Genomic DNA, 11453 nt, shown 5'->3' with positions numbered 1-11453 from the left:
GGCGGATGCGAATCCGCCGCGCCCCTTTTTTACATCCGACGACGGAGCTGCGAGCCAGCGGCGACGATCTCGCGGCGGCAGGCGCCCAAGCGGCTAAAGCCGCGGGCTACAAAAGCACGAAGCCTGCCTTCGCAGGCTGCTGCCGTGTGAGCTTCGCAGGTAGCTGGCGAAGTCGCGGCTGGGTGGACGGCAAACGGCAGATGGGACGCCGCGGATGATCTCCGCGACGCCCCATCTTCTTGTTTGGCAACCCGTTGCGTCACCATCCACCGCGCCGAACCGTCCGGAACGCAGGCCGCGCAGGCTGCCTTTGTGCCGTTGTAGCCGCGGCTTCAGCCGCCAGGCGTTGCCTATCGCCGGTTTGACAGCATGCGGTCCAGCGAGGCGGCGCCGGCGCCGCGGATCATGAGGAAGACGGCGATGGCGATGACGAGAAGGTGGTACTCGAAGCCCTCGCCCTTCTGCTGGCCCGTCCAGTTCATGAAGAAGCCGTTCGGCAGGTGCGTGGTCGCGACGGCGACGACCATCACGCACGCGATGCCGAACGCAGCGACGCGCGTCAGCAGGCCCACGAGCAGGCCGATGGCGCCGAGGAACTCTGCGATGATGGCGAGCAGCGCGAAGATGTACGGGATCTTCATCTGGCCCGTGAAGAAGCCCATCGTGCCGGTGAAGCCGTAGCCGCCGAACCAGCCGAGCACCTTCTGGGCGCCGTGCGGGAACATGATGATCGCCAGCGTGATGCGGAGCAGGGCGGTCGCGCCGCTCCCGTCTGTCGCAATCAGCCGGTGGAAGAAGCCTCCGCGCGTGTCGGCCGGCGAAGCTGCGGAATAGCTGCTCATCTGGAGTTCTCCTGTGCTGGGTGGCGTCCCGCTTCGGGACAGGGGTGAACGTCTGAACATCGGTTGATGCGTCAAGCTTCCGCGCACGGCGAGAGTTCATTCCTCGCGTACCCGGTCCAGCAGGGTGATGAGCTGGCGCACCTCCGCCGCGTCGAGCTTGCCGATGGCGGCGTCGTCCGCGGCATCGAGGGCGGCGTCCATCTGCCGGAGCAGATCCAGGCCCTGGGGCGTGATCCAGCACAGCACGCGGCGGCGGTCTTCGGGGCAGCGCTCGCGCCGCACCAGGCCCTTCGCCTCCAGCCGGTCCAGCAGCCGGGTGATGCCCGGCGTCTGCTCCAGCATCCGGTCCGCCACCTCCAGCGTGGGCATCGGCTCGTCTCCCGCGCCGCGGAGGATGCGCAGCACGTTGAACTGCTGCACCGTCACGCCGAACGGCTCCACCGCCTGCGTCACCCGCCGGCGCACCAGGTCGGCCGTGCGCAGCAGGCTCACCGTCGCCTCCTGCGCCGCCGTCCTGAACGGCTGCCGCTGCTTGATCTCCCGCTGGATCTTGCTGCTCTCGCTCTGCATGACGGATAGATTACATCAAAACAGTTGACGCGTCAAGCATCATGGCGATCAGCAGGCTGTCTCGCCTCCCGAGGCTGCGGCGCGAGCGTTGCTGTAGCCTGGCGCGGGCGGTATTGTTGCACGCGGCGGCGAAGACCCGCCGAAGGGTGGAGATGCGTGGCGGAGCGGGGATTCTCGGTCGGCTGCGCATCTCCCGAAATGCGACGACAGGCGGCACCGGCCGCGGCGAACGGACGAGGAGACGGGTGGATGCGGATTGGGCACGGCTATGACTCGCACCGGTTCGCGGAAGGGCGGAAGCTGATCCTGGGCGGCGTGGAGATCCCGGCGGAGCGCGGCCTGACCGGCCACTCCGACGCGGACGCCGTGGCGCACGCGGTGACCGACGCGCTGCTGGGCGCGGCGGGGCTGGGAGACATCGGGCGGCACTTTCCGCCCAGCGACGCACAGTGGAAGGACGCGGACTCCATCCAGCTCCTCGCCAAGGTCGTGCGGCTGCTGGAGGGGCGGAACTATCAGGTGGTGAACGTGGACGTCACGGTGGTCTGCGAGGCGCCGAAGATCGGGCCGCACGCGCCGGCCATGCAGGAGCGGCTGGCGGGCGTGCTGGGCATCTCGCCCGGCCACGTCTCGGTGAAGGGGAAGACGAACGAGGGCATGGGCGCCATCGGGGCGGGGGAGGGGATCGCGGTGATGGCCGTGGCGCTAATCGACGACCTGGAGGGCATCGACGTGCTGCACGCCCGCCATCGCCGCGACTCCAGCCTGTGACGCGCTCCAGTGTCCGCGAGAGAGCGGGCTGATGGGCCACGCCATCGACGCGCTGCTGCACTGGATGGAGGCGCTGCCCGCGGCCGTCGTCTACCTCGTGGTCGGCGCCTTCGCGGCGGTGGAGAACGTCTTCCCGCCCGTGCCGGCGGACGTGATCGCCCTTTTCGGAGGCTTCCTCGCCGGGCAGAAGGTGGTGCACCCCGTCGGCATCTTCCTCGTCACCTGGCTCTGCAACGTGGGCGGGGCGATGCTGGTGTACGCGGTGGGCCGGCGGTACGGCAGCGGCTTCTTCAAGGGCCGGTTCGGCAAGGCGATCCTGAAGCCGGGGCAGCTCGCCACGCTCTCGGAGTTCTACGGCCGCCACGGCACGAAGGTGATCTTCGTGAGCCGCTTCCTGCCCATGTTCCGCGCGGTGGTGCCCATCTTCGCGGGCACGAGCAAGCTCGGCGTCTGGCGGACGCTCCTGCCGCTGGCTGCCGCCTCCGGGCTCTGGTACGGGCTCATCGTCTACCTGGGCGCGACGGCGGGGCGCAACTGGGAGCACATCCGCGCCGGCCTGGAATCGTCCGGCCGCTGGCTCTTCATCGCCGCGCTGGTGCTGCTGGCCGGCGTCGTCTGGTGGTGGTGGAAGAGCCGCCGCCGCGAGGCATGACCGCCGCCCCGCATCTCCCGTCCGACCCGCCGTCGGAAGCGGCTCCCGCGCGTCCGAGCCGATCTGCGCGCGAGCTTTCGGTAGATGCCGGAAGGGTTCGGTAGACGATGGATTCGGCAGATGCGAAGCCCCCCGGGGTTTCGGGAGATACACGGGCATCCGGCGCCGATTCGGTAGATGCGAGCGGGTCCGGCAGCGAATCGGCGGATGCGCGGCAGTCCAGCGGAGAACCAGCGGATTCGCGGCGCTCCGGCGAGGGTTCCGCGGATGCGAAGCGATCCGCCGCGGCGGCAGACGCGGACGCGGCGGAGGCGCTGACGGCGGCGCAGGCGGCGAGGGAGCTGGACGATACGCGACGGCGGTTCGGGGTGGAGGGCTTCCTGGACCACATGCGCTTCGAGCGCGGCCTCTCGGAGCTCACGGTGGATGCGTACCGGCACGACGTGGTGCGCCTGGCCAGCTTCGCGCGCACGCTGGGCCGCGCCGCCCCGCGCGAGGTCACCACGGCGGACCTGCGCAAGTACGTGCTGCACATAAAGGACCTGGGCCTGGCGCCGCGCTCCATCGCCCGCAACGTCTCGGCGCTGCGCACGTACTTCGGCTTCTTGCTGGCCGAGAACGAGGTGGTGGCCGACCCCAGCGAGCGCATCGACGCGCCCAAGGCGTGGCGCACGCTGCCGGACGTGCTCTCCGTGGCCGAGATCGAGGCGCTGATGGGCGCGCCGGACCTGTCGCACGCGCTGGCGTGGCGCGACCGCGCGATGCTGGAGTTCGCCTACGCGAGCGGCGTGCGCGTGTCCGAGCTGACGGACCTGCGGCTTCGCAACCTGTTCCTGGACGACGAGTTCGCCAGCGTCTTCGGCAAGGGCGGCAAGGAGCGCGGGGTGCCCATCGGGCGCAAGGCCATCGGCGCGATCTCCATCTACCTGCGCGAGACGCGGCCGAAGCTGGACCGCGGCAAGAGCGAAGGCCGTGTGTTCCTGAACGCGCGCGGTGGGCCGCTCACCCGCATGGGCGTGTGGAAGATCCTGCAGGGACACGTGAAGGCGGCGGGCATCGAGAAGCACGTCAGCCCGCACACGCTGCGGCACTCGTTCGCCACGCACCTGCTGGAGGGCGGCGCGGACCTCGTGGCTGTTCAGGAGATGCTGGGCCACGCGGACATCTCAACGACGCAGATCTACACGCACGTGGACCGCACCTACCTCGCGCAGGTGCACCGCAGCTTCCACCCGCGGGCGTAGCGGGCACTCGCGAGTCCGCGCGGCGGCTCGCCCGGATGATGCTGCGCATCCCGCAACGCCCTGGCGGCTAAAGCCGCGGGCTACGACGGCACGAAGCCCGCCTTCGCGGGCTGCTGCCGCACCATCGGCGCGCAGCGGTGATCCCGACGCGCACCGAACCACCAACCCTCTCCCGCTTGCGGGGGAGGGTGCGAGCCTAAGCGAGCGGGAGGGGGCACCCCGCATCGCATCAACATCAGCAGAAGCTTGCAGGCGATGATCCTGGTTATAGATAACTACGACAGCTTCACCTGGAATCTGGTCCAGTATCTCGGCGAACTGGGGGCGGAGATGGAGGTCCGCCGCAACGACGCGCTGACGGTGGAGCAGATCCGGGAGATGGCGCCGGAGCGCATCGTCATCTCCCCCGGCCCGTGCACGCCGGCCGAGGCAGGCGTGTCGGTTGATGTGATCCGCGAGCTCGGCGCGACGACGCCGATCCTGGGCGTGTGCCTGGGCCACCAGTCGATCGGAGCGGCCTACGGCGGCCGGGTCGTGCGCGCGGCGCGGCCCATGCACGGGAAGACGTCGCCCATCGCGCACCGGGGGCAGGGCATCTTCGCGGGCGTGCCGTCGCCGCTCACCGTGGCCCGCTACCACTCGCTCGTGATCGAGCCCTCCACGCTGCCGGACGCGCTGGAGGTGGTGGCGTGGACCGACGAGCCGGGGCACGAGACGGAGATCCAGGCCGTGCGGCACCGCGAGCATCCCGTGTGGGGCGTGCAGTTCCATCCCGAGTCCATCGCCAGCGAGGGGGGTCGCGAGATCCTCCGCAACTTCCTGGAACTATGACGCAACGCGCGCCGCTGACCTACCTGATCGCGATCTGCCTCGCGCTCCTGGCCTTCCTCGCCGCCCCCGCGCTCCACGCGCAGACGGTGTCGGTGAGCGGCCAGGACCAGACACGCGCCGCGGCGATCGCCCGCCAGATCCTGGCGCGCCGCAACTACCAGACGTTCTCGCGCGACACGGTGCTCCCCGCCACCTTCCACGCCCCCGGCGACCTGGTCGTCAACGCGGCGGAGGTGAAGCTGGAGGGCACGGTCGACGGCGGCATCGTCGTCCTCAACGGCCAGCTCTACCTGCGGCCCGGCTCCAAGGTCGCCGGGCCGATCACCATCCTCGGTGGCGGCATCTACCCCACGGGGCAGGGCACGCACGGCGAGATCGTGGAGGCGTACCAGAACACCACCGTCGCGGTCGAGGCCGACACGGCGTCGGCCGGCACGACCAACGCGCAGCCCAGCATCGCCGTCACGGTGACGCCGGCGGCGACGGGGTCGCGCTTCTCGTTCGGCCCGCGGCCGTTCCCCACGTACGAGCGGGTGGACGGGCTCACGCTCTCCGCCGGCGCGGGGTTCCGGCCGACGGGCGACGACAGCGGGCCGGGCATCGACGCCTGGGTGTCGTACCGCACCGCGCGCGAGACCTTCGGCGGCGGGGTGCGCGGCGGCGTCCCGTTCCGCAACGGCGAGTACCGCGCGGTGGCGGAGCTCTCGCGCGGCACGCGGACGAACGACGCGTGGCAGAGCGGGGACCTGATGAACTCGCTCTCGTCCTTCTTCCTGGGCCGCGACTACCGCGACTACTACGACTCCGACCGCGCTTCGCTGATGGTGACGCGCCCGTACGTGACGCCGCTCATCGCGGGCGAGTCGTGGTTCGGGCCGCGGCTGGGCGTGCAGTGGTCGCGCGACCGTTCGCTCCGCGAGCGGCGTCCGTATGCCGTGATCCACCGCGAAGGGCTGAATCGCGACAACCCGGACATCGACGCGGGCACGATCGTCTCGGCCATCGCCGGGGCGGACCTGCGGGTGCAGCGCGCGTCGTCCAGCTTCGCGGGCGACGTGCAGGTGGAGCAGGGGCTGAGCGGCGACGCGGACTTCGAGGCCGCCAGTGACGCGGATGCGACGTTCACGCAGGCGCTGGTGACGGGGACGTTCCAGGCCACGGCCTTCCGCCTGCACCAGGTGGCGGTGAGCTTCCGCGGGCTGGCGCCCGTCGGCGGGGCGGCGCCGCGGCAGCGGTACGAGCTGCTGGGCGGGGCCGCGACGCTACCCACCATCGGCATCGGCGACATGCGCGGCGATCACCTGGTGTTCATCGACTCGCGCTACGACATCCCCATCTCGCGCGTGGACCTGCCGTTCCTGGGCGTGCCCTCGCTGGAGTTCGCGTACGCCACCGGCGCCGCGTGGCGCACGGGCGAGCACATGCCGCACTGGGTGCAGGACCCGGGCATCGGCCTCCGTTTCCCGCTGGTGTGGGGGCGCGTGGTGATCGATCCCACGGCGGACAAGAAGAAGCCGGTGCTGACGTTTGGGGTGAGCCTGGGAAGCTAGGGGCCCTCACCCGGCTCGTAAAACTCGCCTGCCCTCCCCCGCAAGCGGGGGAAGGCACGGCCGTTGGCGCCGCCGATAGGCTGCGCGGGTCCAGTTCGCCTCCTCGCTTTCGACGCGCTGGGGGACTCGCGCTGCGCGCTGCGGGAGGGGTGGGCCAAGCGGCATTGGTGCGGGCGGCTCGTTGCGGCTGCATGGTCGATCAACCCTGCGATAATGGTGCAGCGGCAGTCCGCGCAGGCGGGGTTCGCGCCGTTGTAGCCCGCGGCTTCAGCCGCCAGGGCGAGGCGTGCACCGTCCTCTCCGCCTCTCTGGCTGCCGCTGAGCCAGAACCGCCTCCCGCGGTTTTGACAAAGGCCAACGGGCGTGCTAGGTTGGATGGCGTGATTATTGCGAACGCGCGCCCCATCTTCCGCCCTTCCGAGGGCCTGTGAACGCCCCCGTCCTGGGGGTGATCCCGGCCCGGCTCGGCTCCTCGCGCCTCCCCCGAAAGCCGCTCCACAACATCGCCGGCAGGCCGCTCGTGGAGTGGGTCTGGCGGCGGGCCGTTGGCATGCGGTGCCTGGACGCGGTGGCGATCGCGACCGACAGCGAGGAGGTTGCGGAAGCCGCCCGCGCGTTCGGCGCAGTGGCGGTGATGACGTCGCCCGCGCATCCCTCCGGGACCGACCGGGTGGCGGAGGTGGCGGTGACCGAGCGGTACGCCGGCTTTCCCGTGATCGTGAACGTGCAGGGCGACGAGCCTTTCGTGCGCGAGGACCACGTGGAAGAGGCCGTGCGCCTGGTGCGCGACGGCGGGTGGGACGTGGGCACCGTGGCATCGCCGCTCTCGTCCGTCGAGGAGTGGCGGACGCCTAGTGTGGTGAAGGTGGTAAGGGACGACGCGGGAGGGGCGATGCTCTTCTCGCGCGCTCCCGTTCCCTTCGTCCGCGACGCGGACCCTGCGCCGGGCGACCTCGCCTCAGGATCGTTCCTGCGCCACGTGGGCATCTACGCGTACACCCGCGAGGCGCTGCTGCGCTGGGTGGCGCTGCCCGAGGGCGTGCTGGAGCGCATCGAGCGGCTGGAGCAGTTGCGGCCGCTGGCGGCGGGCATGCGCATCGGCGTGGCGCGCGTGGGGGCGGGCGAGGGCGGCATCGACACGCCGGCCGACGCGGCGCGGGCCGAGGCGCTGCTCGCATCTACAGAAGTTCGTTGACCCATTCTCCGGGGCCTGCCCCGGTTCTCTTTTTCGGATGGCGGAGCAGATGACGGCGCTGAACACGACTCCCACCAAGTACATCTTCGTCACCGGCGGCGTGGTCAGCTCGCTGGGGAAGGGCATCGCCGCGGCGTCCATCGGGCGCCTGCTGGTGGAGCGCGGCCTGCGCGTGACGATCCAGAAGTTCGACCCGTACATCAACGTGGACCCGGGCACGCTGTCGCCCTTCCAGCACGGCGAGGTCTTCGTGACCGACGACGGCGCGGAGACCGACCTGGACCTGGGCCACTACGAGCGCTTCGTGGGCGAGTCGCTCAGCCAGGCGAACAGCATCACCACGGGCCGCATCTACCAGGACGTGATCACGCGCGAGCGGCGCGGCGAGTACCTGGGCGCCACGGTGCAGGTCATCCCCCACATCACCGACGCCATCAAGGGCGCCATCCGCCGGCTGGCGCCCAACCACGACGTGGTGATCACCGAGATCGGCGGCACGGTGGGCGACATCGAGTCGCTGCCGTTCCTGGAGGCCATCCGCCAGTACCGGCAGGAGGTGGGGCGCGAGCACACGCTGTTCATCCACCTCACGCTCATCCCGTACATCGCCGCGGCGGGCGAGCTGAAGACGAAGCCCACGCAGCACTCGGTGCGCGAGCTGATGGAGATCGGGATCCAGCCGGACATCCTCATCTGCCGCAGCGAGCACCCCATCGCGCCGGAGATGCGCCGCAAGATCGCGCTCTTCACCAACGTGGACGTGGCCAGCGTGATCGAGGCCCGCGACGCCAGCACCATCTACGAGGTGCCGCTGGACTACGCGCGCCAGCGGCTGGACGAGCAGGTCTGCGCCAAGCTGGGGCTGAACGTGCCCAAGCCCGACCTGGCGGAGTGGAAGGCGCTGGTGGACCGCGTGAAGAGCCCGCAGAACGGCGCCGTCCGCATCGCCGTCGTGGGCAAGTACGTGGCGCTGGTCGACTCGTACAAGTCGGTGCAGGAGGCGCTGATCCACGGCGGCATCGCCAACGACGCCAAGGTGCAGATCGACTGGCTGTCGTCGGAAGATTTCGAGAACGGGCAGTGCGCGGACAAGCTGGCGGCGTACCACGGCCTGCTCATCCCCGGCGGCTTCGGGGTGCGCGGGGTGGAGGGGATGCTCTCGGCCATCCGCTGGTCGCGCGAGAACGGGCTGCCGTTCTTCGGCGTGTGCCTGGGGATGCAGACGGCGGTGATCGAGTTCGCGCGCTCGGTGTGCGGCCTGCAGGAGGCGCACTCGGCCGAGTGGGAGCGCGACACGACCGACCCGGTGATCTGCCTGATGGATTCGCAGCGCCAGGTGACGGACCTGGGCGGCACCATGCGCCTGGGCGCCTACACGGCGCGCCTGAAGCCCGGCTCGCGCGCGGCCGAGATCTACGGCGACACCGAGATCAGCGAGCGCCACCGGCACCGCTACGAGGTGAACAACGCCTACCGCGAGGTGCTGACCGAGAACGGCGTGGCGCTCAGCGGCCTCTCGCCCGACGGAAACCTGGTGGAGATGATCGAGATCCCCAGCCATCCGTACTTCGTGGCCACGCAGGCGCACCCGGAGCTGAAGAGCCGCCCGGACCAGCCGCACCCGCTCTTCGCCTCGTTCGTCGCCGCCGCCCTCGTGCGCCGCGACTCGCAGGCGCAGGACGAGACGTCGAAAGAGACAGGCGAGATGGCGGAGGTCAGCGCGTGAGCGACGCCGATCCGCGCGCCGCCGTGCGCGAGGCGCTGTCGTCCGAGGCCGCTCCGTCGTCCACGCCTGCCGCGCCGTTCGTCGGTGCCGCTCCGTCGCCAGCGCAGTCCGCGCCACCGGCGGCCAAGGTGCAGGATGGCGAGGTGCGGACGGTCGGGTTCGAGAACAGGCTGCCGGACGGGACGGAGCCAGTGTTCCGCCACGCGGACGGTGTGTCGTCGACAGAAGGTGCTCCGTCCTCCGCATCCGCTGACGACATGGCGAGCCTGTTCCGCGTGGGCGGGCCGTTCTTCCTGATCGCCGGGCCGTGCGTGCTGGAGGACGAGGCGCTGAACGTGGGGATCGCGGAGGCGCTGGCGAAGCTGGGCGAGCTGCTGCACCTGCCCATCATCTACAAGGCGTCGTTCGACAAGGCCAACCGCAGCTCCGCCGGGTCGCCGCGCGGGCCGGGGCTGGACGAGGGGCTGGAGAAGCTGGCGCGCGTGAAGGCGGCGACCGGCATGCCGATCATCACCGACGTGCACGCGCCGGAGCAGTGCGCGGCCGTGGCGCAGGTGGCCGACGTGCTCCAGATCCCCGCCTTCCTCTGCCGGCAGACGGACCTTCTCGTCGCCGCGGGCGCGACGGGGCGGCCGGTGAACGTGAAGAAGGGCCAGTGGATGGGACCGCTGGAGATGCGCGGCGCGGCGGCCAAGGTTCGCGGCGCGGGTGCGGCCGGCCTCGCGCTGACCGAGCGCGGCACCTTCTTCGGCTACGGCAACCTGGTGGTGGACATGCGCACCTTCGTGCAGATGCGCGAGGCGTGCGACGCGCCCACCGTGTTCGACGGCACGCACTCGGTGCAGCGCCCGGGCGAGGGGCAGGGGATCAGCGGCGGGGAGCCGCGCTTCATCCCCCACCTGGTCCGCGCGGCCGTCGCTGCCGGGGCCGATGCGCTCTTCCTGGAGACGCACCCGCGGCCGGAGACGGCGCCGTCGGACTCCACCAACATGCTGCCGCTGGAGCGGATGCGGCCGCTGCTGGAAGAGGTGCTCGCGCTGCGGGCGGCGCTGGGCCTGAACCGCGCGAACGGGCTCTGAGCGCATGACGGAGACGATCCCGCCGGAACTGGCCCGCCGCATCCGCCTCGTGGTGCTGGACGTGGACGGCGTGCTCACGGATGGCGGCATCTACCTGGGCGCGACCGACGCGGGCGAGCGCGTGGAGCTGAAGCGCTACGACATCCAGGATGGGCTTGGCATCCGCATGATCCAGGAAGCCGGCATCGCCGTCTCCATCGTGACCGGGCGCGAGTCTCGTTCGGTGGCGCTGCGGGCGGCGGAGCTGGGCATCGACGAGGTGCACCAGGACGCGACGGCTGCCAAGCTCCGCATCGTCACCGGCATGCTGGAGCGGCTGGGGATCGGGTGGGACGAGACGGCGTTCGTGGGCGACGACCTGCCGGACCTGGCGATCCTGCGCCGCGTGGGCCTTCCCGCGGTGGTCGGCAACGCGACGCCGGATGCGCGGGCGTCGGCGGTCTGGCGGGCGCGGGCGCACGGCGGGCGCGGCGCGGTGCGCGAGTTCGCCGAGGCGCTGCTGGGCGCGCGCGGCGAGTGGGCCACACGCGTGGAGGCGTACGTGGCCGACCGCGAGGCGGGCCTGTGACGAGCCACGCGCCGCCCGAGCGTCCGTCCGGAGACGGTCCTCCGGCCGAGAGCCCGCGCGACCTCCTCCGCGCCGAAGTTCGGTCCGAGAACCTCCGCTCCATCGAAGCGACCCGCCAGTCGGGCTCATCCGTTCCGAAGCCCGCCGGTCCGGCCGCGTCTCCCAAGCCGGCCGACAAGCGGTCGGACGACGCGGATGCGGCGGGATCTCCGGCGACGCGTGGAGCGTTGGGCGGCTCCGCATCTCCCGTCGTACCGCCGTTCTCGGGAGATGCGGGAGCGACGGGCTCCATCGGCGGATCTGCATCTCCCGATGCGATCTCGGCCGATGAAGTGGCCTCGGCGGATGCATTTCCGGACGACGGCGTCGCGCTGACGGGCGAGGCGATGCTGGCACGGGCGCGGCAGGTGATCCGCATGGAGGCG

12 protein-coding genes are annotated in these 11453 nt (G+C 71.1%); 10 read left to right on the top strand and 2 right to left on the bottom strand.

What is annotated here, in order from left to right:
- Nucleotides 1–350: 350 nt before the first annotated feature.
- Both VFE05_24140 and VFE05_24135 read right to left on the bottom strand, forming a co-directional pair.
- Nucleotides 351–842: a DoxX family protein gene (locus VFE05_24140; GenBank protein ID HET6233188.1), complete on the bottom strand. Its 492-nt coding sequence runs from the start codon at nucleotides 840–842 to the stop codon at nucleotides 351–353.
- 96 nt (nucleotides 843–938) lie between these two features.
- On the bottom strand, nucleotides 939–1412 hold the full coding sequence (locus VFE05_24135; protein ID HET6233187.1) for a MarR family transcriptional regulator: 474 nt from the start codon (nucleotides 1410–1412) through the stop codon (nucleotides 939–941).
- 249 nt (nucleotides 1413–1661) lie between these two features.
- Between VFE05_24135 and ispF the strand changes: the two genes are divergently transcribed.
- From ispF to VFE05_24085, 10 genes are all read left to right on the top strand, one after another.
- Nucleotides 1662–2183, top strand: a complete 522-nt coding sequence (gene ispF, locus VFE05_24130) for a 2-C-methyl-D-erythritol 2,4-cyclodiphosphate synthase (protein HET6233186.1) — start codon at nucleotides 1662–1664, stop codon at nucleotides 2181–2183.
- Between the two features lie 31 nt (nucleotides 2184–2214).
- Nucleotides 2215–2835, top strand: a complete 621-nt coding sequence (locus tag VFE05_24125) for a DedA family protein (GenBank protein ID HET6233185.1) — start codon at nucleotides 2215–2217, stop codon at nucleotides 2833–2835.
- Between the two features lie 107 nt (nucleotides 2836–2942).
- Nucleotides 2943–4079 carry a site-specific tyrosine recombinase XerD gene (xerD, locus tag VFE05_24120; protein HET6233184.1) on the top strand — a complete coding sequence of 379 codons (1137 nt, stop codon included), beginning with the start codon at nucleotides 2943–2945 and terminating at the stop codon, nucleotides 4077–4079.
- A 255-nt stretch (nucleotides 4080–4334) separates the two neighbouring features.
- Nucleotides 4335–4910, top strand: coding sequence for an aminodeoxychorismate/anthranilate synthase component II (locus VFE05_24115; protein ID HET6233183.1), 576 nt, complete (start codon nucleotides 4335–4337; stop codon nucleotides 4908–4910).
- Nucleotides 4907–6460: a hypothetical protein gene (locus VFE05_24110; protein ID HET6233182.1), complete on the top strand. Its 1554-nt coding sequence runs from the start codon at nucleotides 4907–4909 to the stop codon at nucleotides 6458–6460. The genes VFE05_24115 and VFE05_24110 overlap by 4 nt, the downstream gene beginning before the upstream one ends.
- Before the next feature lie 427 nt (nucleotides 6461–6887).
- Nucleotides 6888–7655 (top strand): 3-deoxy-manno-octulosonate cytidylyltransferase, encoded by a 768-nt coding sequence (gene kdsB / locus VFE05_24105; GenBank protein ID HET6233181.1) that lies wholly within the window; start codon nucleotides 6888–6890, stop codon nucleotides 7653–7655.
- Nucleotides 7656–7704: 49 nt separating this feature from the next.
- On the top strand, nucleotides 7705–9381 hold the full coding sequence (locus VFE05_24100) for a CTP synthase (protein ID HET6233180.1): 1677 nt from the start codon (nucleotides 7705–7707) through the stop codon (nucleotides 9379–9381).
- Nucleotides 9378–10460, top strand: a complete 1083-nt coding sequence (gene kdsA, locus VFE05_24095; GenBank protein ID HET6233179.1) for a 3-deoxy-8-phosphooctulonate synthase — start codon at nucleotides 9378–9380, stop codon at nucleotides 10458–10460. The genes VFE05_24100 and kdsA overlap by 4 nt, the downstream gene beginning before the upstream one ends.
- Nucleotides 10461–10464: 4 nt before the next feature.
- On the top strand, nucleotides 10465–11028 hold the full coding sequence (locus VFE05_24090; protein ID HET6233178.1) for an HAD hydrolase family protein: 564 nt from the start codon (nucleotides 10465–10467) through the stop codon (nucleotides 11026–11028).
- 227 nt (nucleotides 11029–11255) lie between these two features.
- The coding region (locus VFE05_24085) for a hypothetical protein (GenBank protein ID HET6233177.1) at nucleotides 11256–11453 on the top strand (198 nt) is incomplete at its 3' end.

The organism is Longimicrobiaceae bacterium, assembly GCA_035696245.1.
Classification (GTDB): Bacteria; Gemmatimonadota; Gemmatimonadetes; order Longimicrobiales; family Longimicrobiaceae; genus DASRQW01.
Note: the sequence above shows the minus strand (reverse complement) of the source record. Positions and strands in the feature narration are given on the sequence as shown.

Coding starts and splice junctions, on each gene's coding strand:
- VFE05_24140 (HET6233188.1), bottom strand. CDS start 842: ATGAGCAGCTATTCCGCAGCTTCGCCGGCCGACACGCGCGGAGGCTTC.
- VFE05_24135 (HET6233187.1), bottom strand. CDS start 1,412: ATGCAGAGCGAGAGCAGCAAGATCCAGCGGGAGATCAAGCAGCGGCAG.
- ispF (HET6233186.1), top strand. CDS start 1,662: ATGCGGATTGGGCACGGCTATGACTCGCACCGGTTCGCGGAAGGGCGG.
- VFE05_24125 (HET6233185.1), top strand. CDS start 2,215: ATGGGCCACGCCATCGACGCGCTGCTGCACTGGATGGAGGCGCTGCCC.
- xerD (HET6233184.1), top strand. CDS start 2,943: ATGGATTCGGCAGATGCGAAGCCCCCCGGGGTTTCGGGAGATACACGG.
- VFE05_24115 (HET6233183.1), top strand. CDS start 4,335: ATGATCCTGGTTATAGATAACTACGACAGCTTCACCTGGAATCTGGTC.
- VFE05_24110 (HET6233182.1), top strand. CDS start 4,907: ATGACGCAACGCGCGCCGCTGACCTACCTGATCGCGATCTGCCTCGCG.
- VFE05_24100 (HET6233180.1), top strand. CDS start 7,705: ATGACGGCGCTGAACACGACTCCCACCAAGTACATCTTCGTCACCGGC.
- VFE05_24090 (HET6233178.1), top strand. CDS start 10,465: ATGACGGAGACGATCCCGCCGGAACTGGCCCGCCGCATCCGCCTCGTG.